Source organism: Bordetella genomosp. 5, from assembly GCF_002261315.1.
GTDB lineage: Bacteria > Pseudomonadota > Gammaproteobacteria > Burkholderiales > Burkholderiaceae_B > Bordetella.
The window spans coordinates 563253-586363 of sequence record NZ_NEVP01000006.1; the positions used below are offsets into that span (position 1 = coordinate 563253).

Here is a 23111-nt window from a genome sequence, read left to right on the forward strand (position 1 = left end):
AGGTCTCCAGGTCGCGGGTATATCCCCGGATTCTAGGAGCGCCGCCGGCGCGTAATATTCCTGAAGCTATTGAGTCAGATTACTTTTATTCATGAATCTTTCCCTGCGAGACATCGAGTATTTCCTGGCCGCGGTGGCGCATCACAACCTCGAACGCGCCGCCGCGGCCTGCGGGGTCAGCCAGCCTGCCTTGTCGAAGTCGCTGCGTCGGCTCGAGGCGGACACGGGGCTGGTGCTGATGCGGCGCCACGGCCGCGGGCTGGAGCTGACCTCCGAGGGCACGGTATTTCTGGAGCACGCCAACAAGCTCTGGGCCGAGTATCGCGACGCCGTGCGCCACGCAATGGAGCTGCGCGTGGGCGAAGCGGGATTGCTGCGGGTCGGCGCGACCGGCGCCACCGTGGACAGTGTGGTCATGCCGGCCCTGCAACACCTGCTGCCGCGCAGGCCGGCGCTGCGCTTCCAGCTGACCCAGGGGCTCTCCGACGACCTCAATGCCCAGGTCGAAAGCGGCAGGCTGGATCTCGCCGTGACGCCCATCTACGCCGAGGGGCCGGCCACGCTGCGCCACGAGATCATGTTCGAAGACGGGCTTTGCGTGGCCGCGGGCCCGCGCCATCCCCTGGCGACGCGCGCCCGCATCAAGCTGCGCGATCTGAGCGGGCAGCGCTGGATCCTGCCCCGGCCCAGCTCCGTGGCGCGGCAGATGCTCGATGCGCGGTTCGCCGAGGCCGGGCTGCCACTGCCCACGGCCGCGCTTGAGGTCGAGCATTTCTCGGCCGGGTCGTTGCGGCTGCTCGGCCGTTCGTCGATGCTGGCCGTCCTGCCGCGCAGCGCCGTGGTGGCGGGCGTCATCGTGCTGCCCGTTGCGCTCGATCCGCCGCTCCGGCGCAGCATCGCCCTCATTTCGCGGCGCGGCACGACCTGGTCGCCGCTGATGGACGAGTTTCGCGTGGCGGCGCTGGCCGCGGGCGCGCCGCCCTGAGCCGAGCCCCCGCCGGCCCGGCCGCGCATAAAGACGTAAACTCGACAGACGGGGACGGCCGGCTGGCCGTTCCAGACGCCCGCCGTGATACTCGGTGGCCGGTCTTTGCGCGAGGGCCCTGCCCCGCGGACCGCGGCCCGAAGTGCAGTATCATCCCGGCACCTTTTTCAGGAGCAAGAACCATGGCACAAGCTACCGCCCGCCACATCCTGGTTTCGACCGAAGCCAAGGCCAACGAACTGAAGGAAGCCATCGCCAACGGCGCCGACTTCGCCCAAGTCGCGAAGGAAAACTCGTCCTGCCCGTCGGGCCGCAATGGCGGCGACCTGGGCTCGTTCGGCCCCGGCCAGATGGTCAAGGAATTCGACACCGTGGTGTTCAGCGCCCCGGTCAACGAAGTGCAAGGCCCGGTCAAGACCCAGTTCGGCTACCACCTCGTGGAAGTCACCAGCCGCCGCGACTGATCGCGCGCGCCTGACTGGCACCAGGGCCCCGCCGGCATCGTCCGCGGGGCCATTTTTATCGACGGCCCGACACCGCTGGCCGGCCCCGCGCGGGGCCGGGCCCCGCCACTCAGGTGGTCGCGGCGGCTCGCGCCCCGGCCCGTCAAGAGCGGCACGCCCTTGGACCACCCCGCCGCGCTCAGGCCAGCAGCCGCAGCGCCACCCCGACCGCGCCGCACACGGCGATCACCTCGATCACGCCCCGCTTCGCCCACACCAGCGCCACGAAGGCGGCGATCGCGATGGCGGCCGCGGCGAGGTCCAGCCCGCCGACCAGGCCCGTGGGCCACAGCGCGTGATAGCCGAAGAAGACGGCCAGGTTCACGATCACCCCGACCACGGCGGCCGTGATGGCGGTGAGCGCCGCCGACAGTTTGAAGTCGTGCTTGGTGGCCTCGACCAGCGGGCCGCCCGCCAGAATGAAGAGGAACGACGGCAGGAACGTGTACCAGGTGACCACCGCGGCGCCGAGCGCGCCGGCCAGGACGGGACTCGCTTCGCCCAGGAGCTGCTGGCCGTAGCCGCCGAGAAAGCCGACGAACGCCACCACCATGATGAGCGGCCCGGGCGTCGTCTCGCCCAGGGCCAGGCCGTCCATCATCTGCGTGGCGCTCAGCCAGGCATAGTGGTCGACGGCGCCCTGATACAGGTAGGGCAACACCGCGTACGCGCCGCCGAAGGTCAGCAACGCCGCCTTGGTGAAGAAGGTCGCCATGTGCACATAGCCGTGGGTCCAGCCGAAGGCAGCGGCGAGCAGACCCAGGCTCACGCTCCACAGCAAGGCCCCGGCGAGCGCGACGCGCAGCAAGCCGGCCCAGCGGAAGCACGCGTGCGGCGGCGTGGGCGTGTCGTCGTCGATCAGGGCCGGGCCATACCCGGCTCTGCCTGCCTTGTGCCCGCCCTGTGCCGCGAACAGATCCGGCCGCAGCCGCCCGCCCACGTAGCCCGCCAGCGCGGCCAGCGCCACGATGAGCGGAAACGGCGTTCCGAGCGCGAAGATCGCCACGAACGCGGAGGCCGCGATGGCCCACAGGGTGGGATTGCGCAAGGTGCGTCCGCCGATACGCCAGGCCGCATGCAGCACGATCGCCACCACGGCCGGCTTGATGCCATAGAAGATGCCCGCCACCCACGGCACGTCGCCGTGCGCCAGATACACCCACGACAATCCCATCAGGATGAACAGCGAGGGCAACACGAACAGCGCCCCGGCCACGATGCCGCCCCAGGTGCGATGCATCAGCCAGCCGAGATAGGTGGCCAGCTGCTGGGCCTCCGGGCCGGGCAGTAGCATGCAGTAGTTGAGCGCGTGCAGGAAGCGGCGCTCGCTGATCCAGCGCCGCCGCTCGACCAGCTCGGTGTGCATGATCGCGATCTGCCCGGCGGGTCCGCCAAAACTGATGAAGCCGAGCCGCAGCCAGAACCAGAACGCCTCGCGCCACGGCACGGCGGCCGGGCGCTCGGCGGAGGCATCGATCGGTTTCGTGTGAGTGCGTTCGGCGTCGGTCATGGCGGATCAGGGCGAGGCCCGCCCGTTGCGGACCTTGCGCGCGAGCTTACCGCGTCCGGATGACATCGACCGGCGCAGCCGGCTGCGCGGTCGCCACCGGATAGCACTGCGCCTCTTCCTCGCAGCCCGCGCAGCCCGGCGCCGCTTGCGGCGGCAGCCCGGCCCGCTCGCGCGCGGCGTAAGCCAGGAATTTCTTCCAGCGCAGGTTGTGCACGTTGCGCTCCGGCAGGCCGGGATAGTGACGCCGCAGCAAGGCCGTGACGTCCTCGCGCCCGGCCAGTCCGAGGTCGCGCCAGAGGTGGTCGGTGCGCAGACAGGCGTGGATCAGGATGCGCGACACCCAGGGCGTGGTGCCGTGCGGCGCGGCGTAGGCGTCCAGCAGCGCGCCGGTCTGCGCGACGAACGCCCGATGTTCATCCCGGGGAGGCGCGCCGGTGCCCTGCCGCGCGACCTGTTCCAGCATCAGGCCGGCGGTGGGGTCATCGCTTTGGAGGACGTGCGGAAACACGGCGGCCAGCAGCTCGCGCAACGCGCCGCCCGCCAGCCCGGTCCGGCCCAGGTCGCCCCAGGCCAGACTTTTGGCCAGCACCGCGGCGAAGAACGGCGCATCCGGGTGGCTTGCGCAAGGCAGCGCGGCGCGCGGCGTGCCGGCATCGGAGTGCCCAGCGCCGGGCGCCTCGAGAAGCGCGCGGGCAAACTGGCCTGTCGCCGTGGCAGTACGAACCGGGGTATCGGCGTCCATGCAGTGTCTCTTCAGGCGGATCGAGGGAATACGGATATTGCACCACAGGGTGCGCGGCGAGTTGGCCGGCGCGCGCCTGGCGGAACGTCTGGCCATGGTCCGCCTCGCGGGCGTCGGCCTTCCTGCGAGCAGAACGAGGCCGTACCGCTAGAACCCCGCCCACTCCCGCAACTCGGGCAATCCCAGCGCGCCAGGCGCCAGCATGCCGAAGGCCCAGATCATGGCCGATGCCGCGTTGGCGATCTGGAAGGGTCGCAGCGGCATGGCGCAGATGCCGGCGACGAGCGGAACCACGGCACGCAGGGGTCCGAAAAAGCGCCCGATGAAGATGCCCCAGGCGCCCCACTTGCCGAAAAAAGCATGGCCGCGTTCGGCGATGTCGGGGTGACGCGAGAGCGGCCAGACGGCCAGCGCGCGATACTGATAGCGCCGCCCGATGGCGTACGACACCCAGTCGCCCAGATACGCGCCGAGCGCCGCCGCGGCCCACAGCGGCCAGAACGCCAGCCCGCTCTCGCCGATCAGGCCGCCGAGTCCGAACAGGATCACGGTGGCCGGCAGCAGCAGCGACAGAAAGGCCAAGGATTCGCCGAAGGCGAGCAGAAGAACGATGCACGCCGCCCAGTTGGGATGCTGGGCGGTGGTGTCGAGCACCGTCTGGATGAAATTTTGCAGGTCTGGCATGGTCGGCCGCTAGCATACTCCGCCCGCGCGGCGCGGGAGATCCGGCATTCGGTTTCGTCCGTCGTGCCGATTCGACAAGCGCGCCACGGACGCGCACAATGCCCCGGGCTCGGCACGCACGCGACGGCGCGCGGGTGCCAAGCAAACGCCGTTCCCGACGCGGCCTCGCGCCAGGTCCCGGATCGGATGGCCGCGCGCCGATGGCGTGCAGCCCGACCGCAACACGAACACCGAGTACATCGAATGACCCAACTTTCCCGTCGAGACCGCCTGCGCGGCGGCCTGCTTGGCCTGCTGGTGGGCGACGCGCTGGGCGTGCCGTACGAATTCCACGATGCCGCGGCCATTCCCGCGGCCGACCTGATCGACATGACGCCGCCCAAGGGCTTTGCGCGGGCGCATGCCAGCGTGCCGCCGGGCACCTGGAGCGACGATGGCGCCCAGGCGCTGGCGCTGCTCGACGCGCTGCTGCAGGACCGCAAGCTCGATCTCGCCCACTTCGCCACCAATCTGCTCGCCTGGTATCGCCAGGGCGCCTACACGCCCGACGGCGTCGTCTTCGATGTCGGCATCCAGACGCGCGCCGCCCTCGACGCGCTCGCGGACGGCACGGCGGCGCCGCTCGCCGGCCCGGCCGGTGAACGGGACAACGGCAACGGTTCGCTGATGCGCTGCTTGCCCGCCGTGCTGGTCGCGGCCTCGTACGACGAAGCCGTGAGTCTGGCGCGGCGCCAGAGTCTAGTCACGCACGGTCATGCGCGCTCGCTGCTGACCTGCGCGCTCTACGCCCTGACCGCGATGCAATTGCTCGACGGCCGGGCGCCGGCCGACGCCGTGCGCGCCGCCGAAGACGAGCTGCTGGCGCGTTGCGACGGCACGACCGAGGAAGTCGAATTGAAGGTGGTGCTGGATGGCCGCTACGTTGCCCCGCAGGGTTCGGGCTATGTGGTCGACAGCTTCTGGTCGGCCATTCATTGCCTGCTTTCGACCGACACCTACGAAGCCTGCATGAAGCGGGCCGTGGCCCTGGGCAACGACACCGACACGACCGCGGCCATCGCCGGCGGCCTGGCCGGCCTCGCTTATGGCGAAGCCGCCCTGCCCGCTGCCTGGCTCGACGCCCTGCGCGGGCGCGGCCAGGTCGAACGCTGGCTCGTGCAACTCTGACCGGCAGCGTCCGCCGGCGGAACCGCCGCGGATCGCGGGGCGGCCATCCGCGGGGCGGCTACCCGCGGGGCGGCGCTCTATGCGGCAAGACCCGCGGCAAACCCCGCGCCAAGACCCGCGCGTGAGCGCCTCAGCGCGCCGCCAGTCCGGCGAGGTCGGCGTCGCTCATCTTGAGCGCCACTTCGGCGAGCGCGCAGGTCACCGCCACGGCCTGACGCAGTTCGCGTTCTTCGATGATGCCCGGCACGTCGCCCGCCGACAGAATGCGGTTGACGCGCGACTCCGGCTTGCCGAAGCCGGCGGTCAGCCGCAGCGCCGGAATGCCATGACGCGCGAAGTTGGCGTGATCGGAGTTGGGCATGAGCGGCAGCCAAGTGCCCACCGGCACTGCGGCCGCGGCGCTGGCCTTGGCAACCACGCGCTCGAGCATCGGGAAGTCGCTGATCAAAGCCGTGAGCGACATATCGCCCGCCACGGTGTCCAGGTTGATGTCGATCTTGATCCGCTCGCGTTCGGCCGGATCCATATCGGCGAGATAGCGCGCCGAACCGGTCAGTGCCCATTCCTCGGCGCAGAAGAAGCAGATCCGCAGGCTGGGCGTGTTGGGGCCCACGCGCTCGGCGAGGGCCCGCGCCGCGGCCAGCGCCGCCGCCACGCCGGTGGCGTTGTCCAGCGCGCTGGTGCCGAGGTCGTGGCCGTCCATGTGCGCGCTGATCACGACCACGCCGTCGCGGCCGCCCGGAATCTCGGCGATGCCCACGCTCGCCTGGGCACCGTCCAGCTCTTCGCCACGCAGCACGAGGCGCACACGCGCCTGTCCCTGCGCGCACGCGGCCGACAGACGCTGCGCGCTTTCGTAGTCGGTATAGGCCGCCGGAATACCCACCGTGCCGCGCGCGCGGCCCGATGAACCGGACAGCACGCCCTGCCCCGGCACATTATTGGCGATCAGGAAACCCACCGCGCCGGCCTGCACGGCCGCGTCGTACTTGCGGCGGCGGTGCACGTGATCGCCGGTGAACGGAAACTCGTGGCGCACCAGCGCGATCTTGCCGCGCACCGCGTCGCCGACGCGCGCGAAGTCGTCGGGCCGGCCGCGCCCCAGATCGATCACCTCGGCCTCCAGCCCGCCATCAGGCGTGCTTTGCGAACGCAGCAGCGCGCGCACCGGCAAGGCCGTGTCGCCGAGCGCGAGCGTCGCCTCGAGACAGCGCCAGCCGTCATACGGCACATGCACGTGGCTGATATGCGGCGCGATGGACCGCAGCCGGTCCAGCGCCCAGGCCATCGCGGCATCGTCCTGGCCGCTGCCGGACATGCGGCCGCCAAAGGCGCAGAGGGTCTCGAAATCATTCATCAGGGCCGCGTCGGCGGCCGCGGCTTCCAGCCAGGCTTGCATCGTCTTGTCTCTCGATGGATGACGGGCGCTACTTGAGGCGCCCGTCGTATCGTCACTCAGGCACCGTGGCGAGCCACGGCGCCGGTATAAAAAAGCGTGTCTGGCGCAGGGTCAAACCGGCGGGGTAACTCCACGATGCCAGGCCACGCGGAAACGCATCGCGTCACTCGAACTTGATGTCGGCGCGCTTGACGACGTTTTCCCAGCGGGTGAAGTCTTCGGCGAGCAGGCCCTTGAGCGCGGCCGAGCTGGTGTCGGCGGGCGCGCTGACGCCCACGCTCACCAGCCGCTGCTGCACGGGCGCGGCCTGCATCACGGTTTTCATCGCGGCTTCGAGCTTGGCCTGCACGTCGCCCGGGGTGCCGGCCGGCGCCATCAGGCCCCACCACGTCTGCACCGTCATGTTGGGCACGCCCAGCTCCTGGAAGGTCGGCACGTTCGGCGTGTCCTTCATGCGCTCGGGCGAGGAGACCGCGATCGGCGTGATCTTGCCGCCCTGGAATAGCGCGGCGGCGGTCGGCATGGTCGTGAAGCTGACCTGAATCTGCCCGCCCGCCAGATCGTTCACCGAGGCCGAGGCGCCCTTGTACGGGATGTGCACCAGCTTGGTGGCCGTGTTCTGCATGAACAGCTCGGCCATCAGATGGGTCAGCGAGCCGTTGCCGCCCGAGCCGATCGAAATGCTGGCCGGCTTGTCCTTGGCGGCGGCGACCAGCGCCGGCACCGTCTTGGCCTCGAACGCCGGATTCACGAACAGGTACATGGGCGACACGCCGATCAGCGAAATCGGCGCGAAGTCCTTGCGGGCGTCGTACTTCACGCGGTCGGCATACAGGGCCGGCACGATGGTGAACGGCACGTCGGCCAGCAGCAGGGTGTAGCCATCGGGCGCCTCGTTCGCGACGTAGGCCGTCCCGATCATCGAGCCGGCACCGGCCCGGTTCTCCACCACCACAGGCTGACCGAGCTCTTTGGCGAGCTGATCGCTGATGCCGCGCGCCAGCACGTCGGAGCTGCCGCCGGCCGCGTACGGCACGATCACACGGATGGGCTTGTCGGGCCAGGCGGCCTGGGCCGGCGCGGCCGCGGCCAGCATCAGAGGGAACAGCGCCGGCAGCAGGCGCGTGGAGAGCGAGGTCTTGAGCTTGTGCATGAGAAGGGCCGATCAATTCGTAACTAGGTGCGACCATTCTGGCAAGCACCTCGGCGTCCGGCAAAGGAAGTTTTCGCATGCGCCATTCCGAACTGGAATATCGGCATGCTTGCGGCTCGCCCCCCCCGCCCGGCGGCGAGGCGCGGCGGACGCCCCGCGCCGGCTCAGCCCTGGGCCAGATGGGCCCGGACCGCCTCGTTGAGCGTCTGCGCGCGCTCGGTGACCCAGTCGCAGAACGCGTCGGCGTAGGCGCCGCCCACGTTGGGCCGCGGCTGCATCAGATAGTAGCCATGCCGGCTTTCGACGGTCTCGCCCAGCGGCCGCACGAGCGTGCCGTCGCGCAAGGCGTCCAGCACCATGCACAGCGGCACGATGGCCACGCCCAGCCCGTTCAGCACGGCCGGCATCAGCACCGAAAAGCCTTCGTACTCGGGCGCGGTCGCGGCCGGCCCGGACCACAGCGGCGCCACTTCCGCGCGCCACTCGTCCCAGCTGTACCCACGCTGCGCGCGCTTGAGCAGCGGCACGCCGTCGAGATCCTCGACCTGGCGCACCGGATGGCGCGCCAGCAGCCGCGGCGCGGCCACCAGCGTCATCTCCCGCCCGCACAGGTAATGGGCCGACATGCCCGCCACATGGCCGGAATGCAGCTGGATCTCGGCGTCGAAGCGTTCGCCCTGATCGCGGCCGTACAGCAGACGCGGCCGGATGTTCACGCGCACCTCGGGATGCTGCTCGAAAAACTCCGACAAGCCCGGGATCAGGCAGAACTGCGCGAAGGAAGGCGAGACCGCGATGTTGAGCGCCACGCGGCTCATGGGATGCGCGACCAGCGCGTCGGCCTCGTCGATCAGCCGCACCGCTGCGCTGATGCGCTCGTGATACAGCGCGCCGGCGTGGGTCAGGCGCAGGCCGTTGGGCAGGCGTTTGAACAGCGCGATGCCCAGCCGGGCCTCGAGCGCCCCGATGTGTTTGCTGACGGCGCTCTGCGTCAGGTGCAGGCTCTCGGCGCTGCGGCTGAAATTCAGGGTGCGCGCCGCGGCCAGAAAAATCCGTAACGTGATCAACGAGTTGCGCGAGCCCTTCATGACGTCGATACCCCTTTTATTGTGCGTTGCGCGGATCGTGGCGCCGCGTCGCGGGCAATGATAGCCCGGTCCGGCGCCGCGTCCGCCCCGCTCAGGGCGTCGGGCTGGTCAGTGCCTGTGCCGACGCGTCGGGTCGCGCGCCGGGCTTGCTCGGTTCGGTGCCGAGCTCGGCGCGCACGCGCGGCAGGCACTCGGGATAGTGCCGCTGGATGAAATTCAGCAAGCCTTCGCGCACCTTGCAGCGCAGGTCCCAGGCCTGCCCGGAATCGCGCGCGCTGACCAGCGCGCGCAGCTGCATCGAACGTTCGCCCGCCTCGGTCACCTGAAGCACGCAGACGCGCTGGTCCCACTCGGGCGCCTCGCGCACCAGCCGGTCGAGCTCTTCGCGCAGGGGGGCGAGCGGCAGGCGGTAGTCCGACCACAGAAACACCGTGCCGATGATTTCTGCCGAGCGCCGGGTCCAGTTCTGAAACGGATTTTCGATGAACCACTGCAGCGGCACGATCAGGCGCCGCTCGTCCCAGATCCGCACGACCACATAGGTGCCGGTGATCTCTTCCACCCTGCCCCATTCGCCCTGCACGATCAACACATCGTCCAGCCGGATCGGCTGCGTCAGCGCGATCTGCAGGCCGGCGATAAGATTGCCCAGCACCGGGCGCGCCGCGAAGCCGGCCACCAGACCCATCAGGCCCGCCGAGGCCATCAGGCTCGCGCCGATCTGGCGCACCGCCGGAAACGTCATCAACATGGCGGCCAGGCCCACCATCACCACCGCCAGATTGACCACCCGCATCAGCACGCGGGTCTGGGTCTGGATGCGGCGGGCGCCCAGGTTGTCGGCCACGTCGGCCGGATTGAGCGCGACGATGCCCTCGCCCAGCCCGGTGCAGGCCCGCACCACCAGCCAGGTCGTCACCGCGATGAACACCAGCCGCAGCGCCTCGCGCGTGGCCAGGATGCCCGGCAGTGCGTTGGGCGCCGCCGCGGCGGCCACCGAGAGCACCAGCGCCAGCAGCACCCAGCGCCCTGGCGTGTAGGTGTAGCGCACGATCGAAGCCAGCAGCGGCCGGCGCCGGGTCAGCCGGGTCAGGATCATCGCCAGGACCCGGTGGGCCACCAGGGCGGCTGCCGCGGCGATCAGCGCCACCACGGCGGCGGCGATCCAGGGATGCCTGCCTTCGAAGAGCGAATACAGCGTGACGTCCATGCCAGCTCCAGCGGAAAAGTCTTCCGTGGTGCAGCAATTTCCGGACCTGGCCCCGTTTGCACGGACGCCGCCGCGCCCGGCGTCGATGCCCCGGGCGTCAATGCCCCGGGCGTCGATGCGCCGGGCGCCGCCGCGCCGGGCGTCGAGCGGCGCCCGACTCAGAAGCCCGCGTCGACCCGGATCGGCGTGCCGTCGAAAAACCGCGTGAGGCGGAACGCATGCGGGTCGACCAGCGGCGTGTCGTTCGCCACCAGGTCCGCCATCAGGTGGCCCGCGGCCGGCCCGATGCCGAAGCCATGACCCGAGAAGCCGGTGGCGATATAGAGACCGGGCACCCGCTCGGCCGGGCCGATCACCGGAATCGCATCGGGCGTGACGTCCATGTAGCCCCCCCACTGCGTGGCGATGCGGGCGTCGGATAGTTGCGGCAGCAACTTGCGGAAGTTATCCAGGGGCGGCGCCACATAGCCCGGCAGGGCCTGCGGATCGAGCGTGCGCACGGCTTCGAACACCGTGGGCCCATCGAGATCCCAACGCCCGGGCCGGCGCCACTCGTCGATAAAGCGCCGCCCGACCGCCAGTCGCAGACTGCCCCAGGTGCTGCGCAGGGCCGGCACGAAGCGCAGGAACTGTGTGAAGCAGTCGGGCGTGATCTCGGCATAGGTGCGCATGCCCCAGGCCAGCGTGTAGCCGCCGTCGGCGCGCTTGCGCAGCGCCACGCCGTGCGTGCTGACGCAGCCATCCGGCCCGCCCGCGAGCGGCTGGGTGTGCAGGACCGAGCCCCGCGTGAGCAACTGCGGCAGGTCGATGCCCAGGCTCTTGCAGAAATAGCGCGACCAGGCGCCGCCCGCCACGACCACCGCGCCGCAGGCGATACGGCCGCGCTCGGTGACGACGCCGGCGACGCGGCCGGCCTGCATGTCGATGCCGCGCACGGCGCAGCGTGTCAGCACATGGGCGCCCGGCAGGCCGGCCAACGCCCGCGCCATGGCCGGCACGGCCCGTTGCGGTTCGGCGCAGCCATCGGTGGGGGTATGGATGCCGCCCGTGAAACGGCGCGAGGCGCCCGGCACGCGAGCATCGACCTCGGCGCCGCTCAGGGATCGCGTCGGTACCTCGCCGAACTCGGCGCGCACGCGCTCGACCCAGGTCTCGAGCTCCTGCTGGCGCGCCGCATCGTCGGCGGTGTAGAGAATGCCGCATTCGCGGAAGCCGGTATCGATGCCCAGATCGCGGTCGATCGTGCGCCACAGTCGCAGGCTTTCGGCGGCCAGCGCGTACTCGCGCAGATCGCGCCGCGTGGTGCGCACCCAGCCCCAGTTGCGGCTCGACTGCTCGAGCGCCACCGCCCCCTTCTCGCACACCGCCACCGAATGGCCTCGCCGCGCCAGCGCGAGCGCGGTGCTCACGCCGATGATGCCGCCCCCGATGACCACCACGTCCACCGCCGCCGGCAGTGTTGCCGCGCCCTGCACCGCATCGACCTGCAAGTCCATGAACACCCGCTCCCGCGCGTCTCGGAAAGGCACCCATACTGCGACGGCGGCATCGGCTTGTAAAGCGAGCCGATGCCGTTGGCGCAACGGCATGGGCGCTAATGCCGCATTAGCAGATCGCGGTGGCGCGGCGGCACCAGAATCGCTAGGCTAGGCGCCCTTTCCGCACCATCATCGTCGTCGCATCCGCCATGTCCTTGTTCGCACCCGGCGTCGGCCCCGCCCTCATCGCCGGCTTTCTGCTGAGCCTGAGCCTCATTCTCGCCATCGGCGCGCAGAACGCCTTCGTGCTGCGCCAGGGCCTGCGACGCGAGCATGTGTTCGCGGTGTGCATCACCTGCGCGGTGTCGGACGCCGCGCTGATCGGCCTGGGCGTCTCGGGCTTCGGCCTGATCTCGACGCGCCTGCCCTGGATCGAACCCGTGATGCGCTACGGCGGCGCCCTGTTCCTGTTCGTCTATGCCGCGCGCAACCTGCGTCAGGCACTGCGCGCCCACGATGCGCTGCGCCCGGCCGAGACCGGCAGCGCCAGCCTGCGCGCCACGCTGCTCACCTGCCTGGCCCTGACCTGGCTCAACCCGCACGTCTATCTGGACACGGTCGTGCTGCTCGGCAGCATCGCCAGCCAATACGACGACCACCGGCGCGCGTTCGGCATCGGCGCGGCCTGCGCGTCGTTTCTGTTCTTCTTCGCGCTGGGTTACGGCGCGCGGCTGCTGCGCCCCTGGTTCGCACGGCCGGCCGCCTGGCGCCTGCTCGACGGACTGGTCGCGCTCGTCATGACCGCGATCGGCGTCTCGCTGCTCTTGGGCTGAACCCCCGGCGCGCGCCGCGCGTCAGAGCGAGGGCGCGGGCAGCTTGCCGTACTCTTCCATCGCCGTATCGCGGAAGGCCTGGATCAGCGACACGCGCGACGAGCCGCGCGGCCAGATCAGGCCGAAGCGGCGCGGCTCGCACGGCGCGGGCAACGGGATCACCGCCAGGCCCAGGCGCTGGATCGCGTCATTGGTCGACAGCGGCAGGATGGCCACGCCCAGGTCCCGGCTCACCATCACGGCGATCGCCTCGATCGCGTTGAGCTCGAACCGGTCGCGCGGCACGATGCCCACGCGCCGCAGATAATCGTCCACATGGCGCCCGCCCCAGTCGTTGCGCTGGTAGCGGATGAAGGGCTCGCTCGCCAGCAAGGCATGCGGATCGCGGCCGGCCAGACGCGGCGCCACGGCCAGCACATAGGGCTCTTCGCGCAGCAACTGCCAGCCCAGGCTCTTGGCGAGGGGATACGGCGCCTCGAGCGCGATGGCCGCGTCGAGCTCCCCTGCCTCCACGGCCGGATAGAAGCGCGCCGAGTGTCCGGGCGTGAGCGCCACGTTTACGAGCGGGTGCCGCGCCACCAGCCGCTCCAGGATGGCCGGCACCACGGAATTCAGCGCGGTATTGCCCGCACCCAGCCGCAGCTCACCCATCACCTCGCCCGAGCGGGCCAGATACCGGATCTGCTCCAGGCTGGCCAGCACCTCCTGCACGGGCGCCAGCAGTTCGCTCGCCTTGGCGGTGAGATGGACGGTGCGGCCGGCCCGCGCGACCAGCGGCGCGCCCAGCTCCTGCTCGAGCGCGCGGATCTGTTGCGCCACCGCGCCGTGCGTGAGGCCCAGCCGGCGCGCGGCCTCCGCCATCGAGCCGTGACGGGCCACGGCGACCAGGGTTTGAAGGAAATCGGTGTTCATGATGATAGATATTCTATCGTTTAATCGTAACCGAGCTCGCCCACGGTGCCGGTCTGGCACGCCACAATCCGGCCCAGGAGACACCTATGAAAAGCAAGCTGTTTGTTCCGGCATCGCGTCCGGAGCTCTTCGATAAGGCCATGGCCAGCGCCGCGGACGCGATTTCCTTCGATCTCGAAGACGCCGTCGCACCCGAGCGCAAGGCCGAGGCGCGCGCCACGCTCGCCGCTTGGCTGCGGCAGCAGACGCCCGGCCAGCATGCCAAGAAAATTATCGTCCGCATCAACGCCTCCGACACCCCGTTTTATCAGGACGATCTGGCCGAGCTCGGTCAGGTGCCCTTCGACATCCTCAACGTTCCCAAGACCGAAAGCGCCGCCTCCGTGCGCGACGCCGTGACGCGCGCCAGCGCCGCGGGTTTCACGGGCCGCTTTCTGGTGAACGTCGAGACGCCGCAGGGCCTGGCCCGCGCCGCCGAACTCGCCGCCGCGCATGAACGCGTCTGCGGTCTGCAGCTGGGCCTGGCCGACCTGTTCGAGCCGCTCGGCATCGCGCGTTACGACATGGACATCCTGCGTCCCATCCTGTTGGCGGTGCGTCTGGCCGCCGGTGCGTCGGGCAAGTTCGCGCTCGACGCGGCCTATGCCCGCGTGAAGGACACCGACGGTTTTCGCGCCGAAGCCCAGCTCGCGCGTTCGATCGGCTTCCTGGGCAAGTCCTGCATCCATCCGAGCCAGATCGCGATCGCCAACGAGACCTTCGGCTTCTCCGCCGAAGAAATCGAGGAAGCGCGCCGCGTGGTGGCCGCGAGCGAAGCGCATGCCGGCGTCGGCGCCTTCGTGCTCGACGGCCGCATGATCGACGCGCCGTTCGTGCGCCGCGCGCAGGACGTGTTGCTGGCCGCCGGTCCGGCCTGAGCCGCCCGCTGCGCCATTCCGAAGAATTTCCGCAAGACCGAGTTGACACCGCATGACGCAATCGCCTGACGCATCCCTCGCTTCTCCCCTGCCCCTGGACGGCATCAAAGTCCTGGACCTCAGCGCCTACATCGCCGGCCCGTATGGCTGCGCGCTGCTGGGCGACATGGGCGCCGAAGTCATCAAGATCGAGCCGCCCGAGGGCGACAATCTGCGCAAGTATCCGTCGACGCTGCCGACGGAGAGCCGCGCCTTTCTGGGCATCAACCGCAACAAGCGCGGCCTGTGCCTGAACCTGAAGGACGATGCCGGCTACGACGTGCTGGTGCGGCTGGTGCGCGAGGCCGATGTGCTGGTGCACAACTTCCGCCCCGGCGTGCCCGAGCGCCTGCGCATCGACTTCGCCACGCTGTCGGCGATCAATCCGCGTCTCGTGTATTGCGCCATGACGGGCTATGGCATGGCCGGCCCGATGGCGGGCCACGCCGGCTACGACCAGGTGCTGCAGTCGATGACCGGCATGTGCGCCTCGCAGGCCAAGGCCGATGGTCCGCCCGAGATCCTGTATGGCTCGGTCGTCGATTACTACGGCGCCGCGCTGATCTCCAACAGCGTCGCCGCCGCGCTCTATCAACGCGAGAAGACCGGCCGCGGCCAGGCCATCGAAGTATCGCTGCTCGGCAGCGCGCTGGCGATGCAGTCCGCGCGACTGGTGTGGGCCGAGGGCGAACCGCGCAAGCTCGAACGCGACATGCGCTCGGGCGGCATCACCGGCATTCATCCCACGCAGGAAGGCCATCTCTACATCTCGGCCAACACGCCGCACTTCTGGCGTTCGCTGTGCGGCCATCTGGGCCTCGAAGCCTTGGCCGAGCACCCTGACTACGATACCGTCAAGAAACGCGCGGCACAGGCCGATGTGCTGATCCCGCTGGTACGCGAAGCGCTGGCCCGCAAGCCGGCCACCGAGTGGGCGGAGATCTTCGGTCAAAGCGTGCCGTGCGCCGTGGTCAACCGTGTCGAAGACATGTTCGATCACCCGCAGGTCCAGGCCATGGGATTTATGCAGCCACTGCACAACGCGCAGGCGGGCGACTATCTCGGCCTGGCCCAATGGGCGCACTTCGCGCCCTACGGCAAGGTGCGCGACACGGCGGCGCCGGCTCGCCAGGGAGCGCCGAGCCTCGGCGAACACAGCCGCGCCATCCTGGCCGACCTGGGCTATGCCCCGATCGAGATCGATGCATTGATGATCCGCGACGCGGTGCGCTAGACGCCGCTCGCACGAGACACCGGCCGCGCCCAGACGCGGCTGGCTACTAACAACAAACGGCGCCGGGCCAATCGGCGCCAGGAGACGATCAGGCCATGAGCCAGACGCCACGCTACACCCAGCGCCCCGAAGGCTCGAACTGGGGCGATTTCGGACCCGACGATCAGCTGGGTACCTTGAATCATCTGGACAAGGCCACGCGCCTGGCCGCCATCGCCGAAGTGCGCGAGGGCCTGTCTTTCTCGCTGAGCCTGCCGCTCACGGTGCCGCGCGCGCCGGTGCTCAACCCGCGCCGCAAGGGCCCCGTGATCCGCCCCGCCGAGAAAAACGGCGTGCCGGTATACCGCTATCCGCTCGCCAACGACGTGCCGGGCGCGACCGACGTGATCAGCGACGACAGCATCACGCTGTCCCCGCAGTACTCGACCCAATGGGACGCGCTCGGTCACGTCGGCTCGCTCTACGACGCGCATGGCACCGGCGAGCCCGCCCCCACCGGCTACAACGGCTTCACGGTCAGCGAGCCCGGCGGCGAAGGGTTCACCGGCACGCGCGATCTCTCGATCGCACCGATGGCGCGCCATGGCATCCAGGGCCGCGGCGTGCTCGTCGACCTGCGCGCGCATTTCGGCGATACGCAGCGCAAGATCGGCCTGGCCGATCTGCAGGCGGTGATGCAGGCCGACGGCGTGACGGTGCGCCCGGGCGATGTGCTGTGTCTGCACACCGGCCTGGCCGACCTCGCCCTGACGCTCGCCGACGACGAACAGCACCGGCTCAAAACCAGCTGCTGCACGCTCGACGGCGACGATGCCGCGCTGCTGGCGTGGATCAAAGAAAGCCGCATCGCGGCGATCGCGGCCGACAACCACGCCGTCGAGCTGCGCAACCACAGCCTCGCCGCCGAGCGCGGCGCGCTCCTGCCCTTGCACGAGCAATGCCTGTTCAAGCTGGGCCTGCCCCTGGGCGAGCTCTGGCACCTGACCCCGCTGGCGCATTGGCTGCGCCAGCACGGCCGGCATGCCTTCTTCCTGACCGCCGCACCCATGTATGTGCCCGGTCTGGTCGGCGCGCCGGTCAACCCCATCGCGACCGTCTGATTGCCCTGGCCTCGCGGCCAGACCCAGACAGTCGTGCGAAGCACGATTATTCCAACGAGTTTCAACCCCCCCCGCACGGGAGCAAGAGAGTAGACATGAAAACAAAATCGACCCTGATCCGCGCCGCTCTGGCCGCCACCTTCGGCTTCGCCGCACTGGGCAGCGCCCACGCCGCCGGCTTCCCGACGCAGCCCATCACCGTGGTCGTGCCCTACGCCGCCGGCGGTGGCGCCGACAACGCCGCGCGCATCATTGCGCAAGGCATGGCCGAAGTCTCGGGCCAGAGCGTGGTCATCGAAAACAAGGGCGGCGCAAGCGGCTCGATCGGCGCCGCCTACGTGGCCCGCGCCAAGGCCGACGGCTACACGGTGCTGTACGACGCCTCGGCCTTCGCGATCAACCCGGTGCTGCGCAAGCTGCCCTACGACGCGAAGAAGGATTTCATCCCCGTGTCGCAGGCCATCAGCGTGCCGAACATCCTGGTCGCCGCCCCCGGCTCGGCCTTCAACACCCTGCCCGACTTCATCCAGGCCGCCAAGGCCAACCCCAGCCGCTACACGTACGCCTCGTATGGTCCGGGCAGCCTGGCCCAGATGGCCGGTGAGCTGCTGAAGAAGGACGCCCAGATCGAAGCCGTGCACGTGCCCTACAAGGGCGGCGCACCCGCGATCGTGGACGTGATGGGCGGTCAGGTCGACGTCTATTTCGCCAACGCGGCCTCCAGCCTGAACTACGTCACGACCGGCAAGCTCAAGGCCCTGGCCGTGTCGTCGTCCAAGCGCATGCCCGAACTGCCGAACGTGCCGACCGTGGCCGAAGCCGGCATCAAGAACTTCGACGTGGTGGAATGGAACGGCTTCTTCCTGCCGGCCGGCACGCCGCCCGAGGTCGTGACGCAGCTGCAGGAAGTGATCCAGAAGACGCTGGCCCGTCCGGAAACCCGCGAAAAGCTGGGCAAGCTGGGTCTGACCGCCGTGGGCAGCAGCTCGGCCGACTTCACCAAGTTCGTCAACGACGAACAAGTGCGTTGGGGCGAACTGGTCAAGGCCAACAACATCAACGTGAACTGATCGGGCCTATCGACCCGATCGAGCGCCGGCCTTGGGGCAACCCAAATCCGGCGCTCAACCGACAGGACACACGATGAGCCGTCAAGACGATTTCGACAAAGGCCTGGCCAACCGCCGCGCCGTGCTGGGCGACGAATGGGTCGAGCGCTCGCTTTCGCGCGCCACCAGTTTCACCGCCGACTATCAGAACCTGATCACCCGCTATGCCTGGCACGACATCTGGAGCCGCGACGGCCTGCCGCGCAAATCGCGCCGCATGATGGTGCTGGCCGTGACGCTGTCGCTGGCCCGCTGGGAAGAATTCGAACTGCACGTGCGCGCCGCGCTGACGGCCACCGACGACTCGCGCCTGAGCCCCGCCGAGCTCAAGGAAGTGCTGCTGCAAAACGCGATCTACGCCGGCGTGCCGGCCGCCAACACGGCGTTCAACCTCGCGCAGGGCATCCTGCGCGAGGTGGCCGATCAGATCGGTTATGTGTTCGAGGCCGGCGATCCGCGCGGCGCGGACCCGTTCCCCGGTTGAATCCACGCGGCCGCGGGGCGACACGCTCTCCGTCGCGGCCAGACAAGCAGGAAGGAGGCGCGCGGCCGGTGGGTCTGCGCCGCGTCCTGCAGCATCAGCAGCCGGCCGGTCAGCGCCGCGCCGGCAATATCAGCAGCCGGCGCTCGGCCGCGGGTGCCTTCACCAGAGCCGCCTGCAAGGTGCGCGCCAGATTGCACAGGGTGGCCGCCTCGTCGGGCCCGGTCTCGGTCATCGCCATCACGCGCTCGACCTCGTCGCGCTCGGCGGGTGGCAGGCTCTCGATGAGCCGATTCCAGGCCTGCTCCCGCGCGGCCGGATCCACCTCGTTCTTCGGCAGGCCGCGCAGATGCGCCATCACGCTGTCGAACTCGTGCTCGCGCCAGGGTCCGGCCAGCTCGGGCTCATGGTCGATCACCGCCAGGTTCCAGCGCACCCGCTGCGTCTCGTCCAAAAACCGCGCCATCACCACGCCGTAGCACTCGAGCGTCGTCGCGCGCTGCAGCAGCAGCAGAATCGCCGGTTGCGCCGCCTCCAGCGTGGCGGTGGGCAAACGGCGCCGTCCATCGGCGCGCGCCTCGGTGAAAAACGTGAGCCGCGCGCCGCGGTCCAGGTCGCGCACCTGCCGCAACACCTCCGGCTGGCGCGACAGGTCGCGGGCGAGCCGGTCGAGCGCCACTGCCGCGATGCCGCCCGCGGGCGGTTCGTAGTAATACAGGTCGGCCGCCTCGACGCGCGGGCGGTCGCTGCGCATGGCCTGCCCGGTCTGGGCCTGCGCCATCAGCGGCAGCGCCAGCATCGCGACGCTGGCGGCCCATAAGCCGAGTCGGCTTCCGCCCTGCCCGCCATGGCGATGAGAAAACGCGCGCGCACGTACGGCAAGGTTCTGCATGAAAGGGTTCGGGCGGAAAGAAGGATCGGCGCACCCGATCGCGGCGGCGGCGTTCCGACTGGAACGACAGGCGGCATGATAAATCATCCGACCCCGGGTTCTGCCAGCCTGCCGCGAGCCCGAGGGCTGGAACAAATGTCTATAATTAGATCGATAGTCTCAGCCAAGCGCCCGCGCGCCGGCACCGGCCGCCGCGCCCGCCAGCGAGCCACGCTCTCCGCCAACCGCCCTCTTTCGCAACCACCATGACGCAAGCCGCCCTGCCCACCTACGCCGATGTCGAAGCCGCCGCCGCCCGCCTGGCCGGTGTCGCCCACCGTACGCCGGTGCTGACTTCCCGCACGATCAACGAGCAGCTCGGCGCCGAAGTGTTCTTCAAGTTCGAAAGCCTGCAACGCATGGGCGCGTTCAAGTTCCGCGGGGCGTACAACGCGCTGGCGCAGTTCAATGCCGAGCAGCGCCGCGCAGGCGTCGTGGCATTTTCGTCGGGCAACCACGCTCAGGGCGTGGCGCTGGCCGCGCGCATCCTCGGTATTCCGGCCACCATCATCATGCCGGACGACGCGCCGGCGATGAAGGTCGCGGCCACGCGCGGCTATGGCGCCAGGGTGGTCACCTATGACCGCTACAAAGAAGATCGCGAGGCCATCGGCCGCAAGCTGGCCGAAGAAGGCGGCCTGACGCTCATCCCGCCCTACGACCACGCCGACGTGATCGCGGGACAGGGCACGTCCGCCAAGGAGCTGTTCGAGGAAGTCGGCGCGCTCGACGCCCTCTTCATGCCGCTGGGCGGTGGCGGCCTGCTGTCGGGCTCGCTGCTGTCGGCCAAGGCGCTCGCGCCGGCCTGCCAGGTGTACGGCGTGGAGCCCGAAGCCGGCAACGACGGCCAGCAGTCGTTGCGCCAGGGCAGCATCGTGCGCATCGACACCCCCGTCACGCTGGCCGACGGCGCGCAGACGCAATACCTGGGCAAGATCACCTTCGCGATCATCCAGCGCGACGTGACCGACATCCTGACCGGCACCGATGCGCAGCTGGTCGAAGCGATGCGCTTCTTCGGCTCGCGCATGAAGCAGGTGGTGGAGCCCACCGGCGCCCTCGGCCTGGCCGGCCTGCAGAACGTCGCGGACCAGTGGCGCGGCAAGCGCGTGGGCGTGATCGTGAGCGGCGGCAACGTCGACCTGGCGCGCTACGCCGAGCTGGTGGGCGCCGCCGCCTGAGGCTCGAAGCTCGCCTACCAGTGCCAGGGCACGCACGTGCCCACGCCCTGCGCCGCGGCTTCGCGCAGCAGGGCCTGCCCAACGGTGAGGTCCTGCAGCGCCAGCCCGGTCAGATCGAACACCGTGATCTCCGCGTCGCGGCGGGTGTAGGCCACGCCGCCGATCAGCAGATCGCCGAGCTCCAGCGCCGCCACGGACGGCGCCCATTGCGCCTCGCCCAGCGAGCGCGCCTGCGCCAGATCGTCGACCACGAGCGTGGCCACCGCGAGCAGGCCTTCAGGCAGCTCGCGCTTGCCGCGGGTGTCGGCACCCACGGCGTTCACATGCGTGCCGGGCGTGACGGCGGCGGCGTCGAACAGGACCTGCCGGCCCGGCGTGGCGGTGATCACCACATCCGCATCCGCGACCGCGCGATTGGCGTCGGTGGCGTGGCGCACGGCCACGCCCATGTCCGCCAGCGCCGTCTCGAAGGCCGGCGCCGCAGCGCCCTGTGAACTGAGGTAGGTCACGTGTTCGATGCCGGGCAGCACGCGCAGCGCATGCTTGATCTGCACCCGCGCCTGCACGCCGGTGCCGAACACGCACAGGGTGCGGCTGTCGGGCCGCGCCAGCAGCGCCAGGCCCAACGCGCCCGCGGCGCCGGTGCGCTCGGTGGTGATGAGGTTGCCGTCTGCCAGACAGCGCGGGCGGCCCGTGGCGGGGTCGATCAGCATCACGGTGGCCTGATGCGGCTCGCCCCCGCGCGCGCGGTTGGCCGGCCAGAAACCCGCCGCCTTGAAGCCCAGCAAGGCCTCGCCCGGCACGTCGCCCGCCTTGATGCCGAAGACGCCCCCGGTGGCGAGCGCCTCGCGGATCACCGGAAACACCCTGCCCTGGCGCGCGGCATGCAGCGCGAAGGCGTGGCGCACGGCCTCGCTCACCATCTCGGGCTGGAGCAGCCGCGCCACGTCGGCATGGTCGAGCAGCAGCAGATCGTCTTGATTATTTGGCATCGTTGTACACCGTTGCGCGCGACACGCCGAGGTGCCCGGCGATCACGTCCATGGCCTTGCGCACTTCCAGGAACCCGCCCGCCTTGAGCTCCTGCAGCAACGCGCGGCGTTGATCGGCCTTGAGCGACTGCGCCGGCGTCGCGAGCGCGGCGGCGAACTGATCGATACGCTCGCGTATGCCCTCGGCGCCGACCGGATCCAGCGTTTCGCGCACGGCCGCGGGGCCGGTGCCGCAGAACAGATCCAGCATGCTCTGAAGCGTGCGCAGCACCGTGACGTCCACATTCAGGCACAGCGCGGCCACGTAGTGGCCCTCGGCATCCTTGATGCCGACCGATGTGCTCTTGGCGCGCCGGCCGTCGGCAAACTGATTCGCGTAATTGCTCAGCACCTGCGGATAATCGTCGTCCGCGATGCGCGCCAGGCCCAGCTCGGTGGTGGGATCGCCCACGGCGCGGCCGGACAGATTGTTGTGGATCGCGAGGATCGCGTTGTCGGGCGTGCGCAGATCGTGCACCACCACCTCGCAGAACGGCGCGAAGGTCTCGCCCAGCCCCTGGGCGATGTGCTTGACCTGTTCGATGAGCGAGTCCTGCTCGTCCGAGGCGGGCGGCTTGGCTTTTTTCATGACTATACGATTTGTCTAGAATTAATCGTATTGTACAGGCGAGCCAGGGCGCAGCGCGCGCAGACAGAGAGGCGGCGTGGCGGCAGACGCGGCTACGAGAGCACGCTCCGGCCCGTGAAGGCGGCAGGCCCAAACCACGGCCGGGGTATGGACTGAATTCGGACTAAAATCAGTCATACCCATTCCCCGCCGGAGACCGCCGTGAAGTACTCCACCCAGGTCAAACCCATCAGCTACTTGAAAAGTCATGCCGCGGAGATCGTGAAAGAGCTTTCCGAGACGCGCGAGCCGATGCTGATCACGCAGAACGGCGAAGCCAAGCTCGTCGTCATGGACGTGCAGAGCTTCGAAGAGCAGGAGCAAACCATCGCCCTGCTGCAGCTTCTCGCCCATGGACGCCGCGAGATCGAAGAGGGTCGCGTGATTCCCGCCGCCGATGTCTTCGCGCGGAGCGAAGCGCTGGACCGGGAAGACGCGGAATGAAGCGGAAGGTCGTCTTTCTGCAATCGGCGGCCGATGATCTGCACGAGATTCGCCGCCACGTCAGAAAGCACGTTTCACAGCCCGTCTGGCTGGATGCCTATGCGAAGATCAAGCAGGCCATCCTGCATCTCGAGTCGTTTCCGCAAGTGGGACATGCCCCGGCCGAACTGCCGGCCACCCATTTTCTCGAGATCATCGCGGCGAAAAACCGCGTCATCTACGAAGTCGCGGGCGACACGGTATACATCCACATCATCTGCGACAGCCGCCAGGACTTCAAAACCAGGCTGACCCGTCGCCCGATCCGCACGCTCGGTGGGTCGGGTCGTGTCTGAGGCGCCCGGCGGCGCCG

At 69.5% G+C, this 23111-nt stretch carries 24 protein-coding genes; 12 read left to right on the plus strand and 12 right to left on the minus strand.

Annotated elements, in window-relative coordinates:
* The first annotated feature begins 91 nt into the window (after positions 1–91).
* Both CAL25_RS11320 and CAL25_RS11325 read left to right on the plus strand, forming a co-directional pair.
* On the plus strand, positions 92–985 hold the full coding sequence (locus CAL25_RS11320; protein ID WP_094800049.1) for a LysR family transcriptional regulator: 894 nt from the start codon (positions 92–94) through the stop codon (positions 983–985).
* Positions 986–1167: 182 nt separating this feature from the next.
* On the plus strand, positions 1168–1449 hold the full coding sequence (locus CAL25_RS11325) for a peptidylprolyl isomerase (protein ID WP_094800050.1): 282 nt from the start codon (positions 1168–1170) through the stop codon (positions 1447–1449).
* 178 nt (positions 1450–1627) lie between these two features.
* Here CAL25_RS11325 and chrA read toward each other — a convergent pair whose 3' ends face one another.
* The 3 genes from chrA to CAL25_RS11340 form a co-directional block, all read right to left on the minus strand.
* A complete protein-coding gene (chrA, locus tag CAL25_RS11330; RefSeq protein WP_094800051.1) occupies positions 1628–2998 on the minus strand; it encodes a chromate efflux transporter in 1371 nt (456 codons plus the stop codon).
* 46 nt (positions 2999–3044) lie between these two features.
* Positions 3045–3740, minus strand: coding sequence for a nitrogen fixation protein NifQ (locus CAL25_RS11335; RefSeq protein WP_094800052.1), 696 nt, complete (start codon positions 3738–3740; stop codon positions 3045–3047).
* Between the two features lie 147 nt (positions 3741–3887).
* Positions 3888–4424: a DedA family protein gene (locus tag CAL25_RS11340; RefSeq protein ID WP_094800053.1), complete on the minus strand. Its 537-nt coding sequence runs from the start codon at positions 4422–4424 to the stop codon at positions 3888–3890.
* A 243-nt stretch (positions 4425–4667) separates the two neighbouring features.
* On the opposite strand from CAL25_RS11340, the gene CAL25_RS11345 reads away from it, so the two are divergent.
* Positions 4668–5591, plus strand: coding sequence for an ADP-ribosylglycohydrolase family protein (locus tag CAL25_RS11345; RefSeq protein WP_094800054.1), 924 nt, complete (start codon positions 4668–4670; stop codon positions 5589–5591).
* A gap of 130 nt (positions 5592–5721) precedes the next feature.
* Here the strand turns inward: CAL25_RS11345 and CAL25_RS11350 are convergent, their stop codons facing one another.
* The 5 genes from CAL25_RS11350 to CAL25_RS11370 form a co-directional block, all read right to left on the minus strand.
* Entirely contained in the window at positions 5722–6990 is a 1269-nt protein-coding gene (locus CAL25_RS11350) for a M28 family peptidase (RefSeq protein WP_094800055.1), read from the minus strand.
* Between the two features lie 163 nt (positions 6991–7153).
* Positions 7154–8143 carry a Bug family tripartite tricarboxylate transporter substrate binding protein gene (locus tag CAL25_RS11355; protein WP_094800056.1) on the minus strand — a complete coding sequence of 330 codons (990 nt, stop codon included), beginning with the start codon at positions 8141–8143 and terminating at the stop codon, positions 7154–7156.
* Between the two features lie 164 nt (positions 8144–8307).
* Positions 8308–9231, minus strand: a complete 924-nt coding sequence (locus CAL25_RS11360) for a LysR substrate-binding domain-containing protein (RefSeq protein WP_094800057.1) — start codon at positions 9229–9231, stop codon at positions 8308–8310.
* Positions 9232–9322: 91 nt separating this feature from the next.
* Complete coding sequence (locus tag CAL25_RS11365; RefSeq protein WP_094800058.1) at positions 9323–10441, minus strand: mechanosensitive ion channel family protein; 1119 nt, start codon at positions 10439–10441, stop codon at positions 9323–9325.
* Positions 10442–10599: 158 nt separating this feature from the next.
* Positions 10600–11937 carry an NAD(P)/FAD-dependent oxidoreductase gene (locus tag CAL25_RS11370; protein ID WP_094800059.1) on the minus strand — a complete coding sequence of 446 codons (1338 nt, stop codon included), beginning with the start codon at positions 11935–11937 and terminating at the stop codon, positions 10600–10602.
* Between the two features lie 191 nt (positions 11938–12128).
* On the opposite strand from CAL25_RS11370, the gene CAL25_RS11375 reads away from it, so the two are divergent.
* Positions 12129–12752: a LysE/ArgO family amino acid transporter gene (locus CAL25_RS11375; protein ID WP_094800060.1), complete on the plus strand. Its 624-nt coding sequence runs from the start codon at positions 12129–12131 to the stop codon at positions 12750–12752.
* 21 nt (positions 12753–12773) lie between these two features.
* On the opposite strand, the gene CAL25_RS11380 is transcribed toward CAL25_RS11375, so the two are convergent.
* Positions 12774–13664: a LysR family transcriptional regulator gene (locus CAL25_RS11380; RefSeq protein ID WP_094800061.1), complete on the minus strand. Its 891-nt coding sequence runs from the start codon at positions 13662–13664 to the stop codon at positions 12774–12776.
* Positions 13665–13750: 86 nt separating this feature from the next.
* Between CAL25_RS11380 and CAL25_RS11385 the strand changes: the two genes are divergently transcribed.
* The 5 genes from CAL25_RS11385 to CAL25_RS11405 all read left to right on the plus strand — a co-directional run bounded on the left by CAL25_RS11385 (position 13751) and on the right by CAL25_RS11405 (position 18547).
* Positions 13751–14581: an HpcH/HpaI aldolase/citrate lyase family protein gene (locus tag CAL25_RS11385; RefSeq protein WP_094800062.1), complete on the plus strand. Its 831-nt coding sequence runs from the start codon at positions 13751–13753 to the stop codon at positions 14579–14581.
* Between the two features lie 52 nt (positions 14582–14633).
* Entirely contained in the window at positions 14634–15854 is a 1221-nt protein-coding gene (locus tag CAL25_RS11390; RefSeq protein WP_094800063.1) for a CaiB/BaiF CoA transferase family protein, read from the plus strand.
* A gap of 95 nt (positions 15855–15949) precedes the next feature.
* Positions 15950–16954 carry a cyclase family protein gene (locus CAL25_RS11395; RefSeq protein WP_094800064.1) on the plus strand — a complete coding sequence of 335 codons (1005 nt, stop codon included), beginning with the start codon at positions 15950–15952 and terminating at the stop codon, positions 16952–16954.
* 95 nt (positions 16955–17049) lie between these two features.
* A complete protein-coding gene (locus tag CAL25_RS11400) occupies positions 17050–18024 on the plus strand; it encodes a tripartite tricarboxylate transporter substrate binding protein (protein WP_094800065.1) in 975 nt (324 codons plus the stop codon).
* Between the two features lie 73 nt (positions 18025–18097).
* Positions 18098–18547, plus strand: a complete 450-nt coding sequence (locus CAL25_RS11405) for a carboxymuconolactone decarboxylase family protein (protein ID WP_094800066.1) — start codon at positions 18098–18100, stop codon at positions 18545–18547.
* 109 nt (positions 18548–18656) lie between these two features.
* On the opposite strand, the gene CAL25_RS11410 is transcribed toward CAL25_RS11405, so the two are convergent.
* The gene (locus tag CAL25_RS11410) at positions 18657–19436 is read right to left on the minus strand and encodes a hypothetical protein (protein WP_141217921.1); all 780 of its coding nucleotides are present in this window, start codon (positions 19434–19436) and stop codon (positions 18657–18659) included.
* A gap of 245 nt (positions 19437–19681) precedes the next feature.
* On the opposite strand from CAL25_RS11410, the gene CAL25_RS11415 reads away from it, so the two are divergent.
* Positions 19682–20656: a threo-3-hydroxy-L-aspartate ammonia-lyase gene (locus CAL25_RS11415; RefSeq protein WP_094800068.1), complete on the plus strand. Its 975-nt coding sequence runs from the start codon at positions 19682–19684 to the stop codon at positions 20654–20656.
* 14 nt (positions 20657–20670) lie between these two features.
* On the opposite strand, the gene CAL25_RS11420 is transcribed toward CAL25_RS11415, so the two are convergent.
* Both CAL25_RS11420 and CAL25_RS11425 read right to left on the minus strand, forming a co-directional pair.
* Positions 20671–21648: an ornithine cyclodeaminase family protein gene (locus tag CAL25_RS11420; RefSeq protein WP_094800069.1), complete on the minus strand. Its 978-nt coding sequence runs from the start codon at positions 21646–21648 to the stop codon at positions 20671–20673.
* Positions 21638–22276, minus strand: coding sequence for a helix-turn-helix transcriptional regulator (locus CAL25_RS11425; RefSeq protein WP_094800070.1), 639 nt, complete (start codon positions 22274–22276; stop codon positions 21638–21640). The genes CAL25_RS11420 and CAL25_RS11425 overlap by 11 nt, the downstream gene beginning before the upstream one ends.
* A gap of 201 nt (positions 22277–22477) precedes the next feature.
* Between CAL25_RS11425 and CAL25_RS11430 the strand changes: the two genes are divergently transcribed.
* The gene (locus CAL25_RS11430; protein ID WP_094800071.1) at positions 22478–22759 is read left to right on the plus strand and encodes a type II toxin-antitoxin system Phd/YefM family antitoxin; all 282 of its coding nucleotides are present in this window, start codon (positions 22478–22480) and stop codon (positions 22757–22759) included.
* Entirely contained in the window at positions 22756–23094 is a 339-nt protein-coding gene (locus tag CAL25_RS11435) for a type II toxin-antitoxin system RelE/ParE family toxin (RefSeq protein WP_094800072.1), read from the plus strand. Before CAL25_RS11430 ends, CAL25_RS11435 begins: the two co-directional genes overlap by 4 nt.
* The last annotated feature ends 17 nt before the right edge of the window (positions 23095–23111 follow it).

Bases quoted from the DNA above. Each gene is read 5' to 3' on its own strand.
- CAL25_RS11405 (WP_094800066.1), top strand. From the start codon at position 18,098: ATGAGCCGTCAAGACGATTTCGACAAAGGCCTGGCCAACCGCCGCGCC.
- CAL25_RS11380 (WP_094800061.1), bottom strand. From the start codon at position 13,664: ATGAACACCGATTTCCTTCAAACCCTGGTCGCCGTGGCCCGTCACGGC.
- CAL25_RS11375 (WP_094800060.1), top strand. From the start codon at position 12,129: ATGTCCTTGTTCGCACCCGGCGTCGGCCCCGCCCTCATCGCCGGCTTT.
- CAL25_RS11325 (WP_094800050.1), top strand. From the start codon at position 1,168: ATGGCACAAGCTACCGCCCGCCACATCCTGGTTTCGACCGAAGCCAAG.
- CAL25_RS11340 (WP_094800053.1), bottom strand. From the start codon at position 4,424: ATGCCAGACCTGCAAAATTTCATCCAGACGGTGCTCGACACCACCGCC.
- CAL25_RS11320 (WP_094800049.1), top strand. From the start codon at position 92: ATGAATCTTTCCCTGCGAGACATCGAGTATTTCCTGGCCGCGGTGGCG.
- CAL25_RS11370 (WP_094800059.1), bottom strand. From the start codon at position 11,937: ATGGACTTGCAGGTCGATGCGGTGCAGGGCGCGGCAACACTGCCGGCG.
- CAL25_RS11400 (WP_094800065.1), top strand. From the start codon at position 17,050: ATGAAAACAAAATCGACCCTGATCCGCGCCGCTCTGGCCGCCACCTTC.
- chrA (WP_094800051.1), bottom strand. From the start codon at position 2,998: ATGACCGACGCCGAACGCACTCACACGAAACCGATCGATGCCTCCGCC.
- CAL25_RS11425 (WP_094800070.1), bottom strand. From the start codon at position 22,276: ATGAAAAAAGCCAAGCCGCCCGCCTCGGACGAGCAGGACTCGCTCATC.
- CAL25_RS11390 (WP_094800063.1), top strand. From the start codon at position 14,634: ATGACGCAATCGCCTGACGCATCCCTCGCTTCTCCCCTGCCCCTGGAC.
- CAL25_RS11335 (WP_094800052.1), bottom strand. From the start codon at position 3,740: ATGGACGCCGATACCCCGGTTCGTACTGCCACGGCGACAGGCCAGTTT.
- CAL25_RS11355 (WP_094800056.1), bottom strand. From the start codon at position 8,143: ATGCACAAGCTCAAGACCTCGCTCTCCACGCGCCTGCTGCCGGCGCTG.
- CAL25_RS11345 (WP_094800054.1), top strand. From the start codon at position 4,668: ATGACCCAACTTTCCCGTCGAGACCGCCTGCGCGGCGGCCTGCTTGGC.
- CAL25_RS11365 (WP_094800058.1), bottom strand. From the start codon at position 10,441: ATGGACGTCACGCTGTATTCGCTCTTCGAAGGCAGGCATCCCTGGATC.
- CAL25_RS11360 (WP_094800057.1), bottom strand. From the start codon at position 9,231: ATGAAGGGCTCGCGCAACTCGTTGATCACGTTACGGATTTTTCTGGCC.
- CAL25_RS11350 (WP_094800055.1), bottom strand. From the start codon at position 6,990: ATGCAAGCCTGGCTGGAAGCCGCGGCCGCCGACGCGGCCCTGATGAAT.
- CAL25_RS11415 (WP_094800068.1), top strand. From the start codon at position 19,682: ATGACGCAAGCCGCCCTGCCCACCTACGCCGATGTCGAAGCCGCCGCC.
- CAL25_RS11420 (WP_094800069.1), bottom strand. From the start codon at position 21,648: ATGCCAAATAATCAAGACGATCTGCTGCTGCTCGACCATGCCGACGTG.
- CAL25_RS11395 (WP_094800064.1), top strand. From the start codon at position 15,950: ATGAGCCAGACGCCACGCTACACCCAGCGCCCCGAAGGCTCGAACTGG.
- CAL25_RS11385 (WP_094800062.1), top strand. From the start codon at position 13,751: ATGAAAAGCAAGCTGTTTGTTCCGGCATCGCGTCCGGAGCTCTTCGAT.
- CAL25_RS11435 (WP_094800072.1), top strand. From the start codon at position 22,756: ATGAAGCGGAAGGTCGTCTTTCTGCAATCGGCGGCCGATGATCTGCAC.
- CAL25_RS11410 (WP_141217921.1), bottom strand. From the start codon at position 19,436: ATGCAGAACCTTGCCGTACGTGCGCGCGCGTTTTCTCATCGCCATGGC.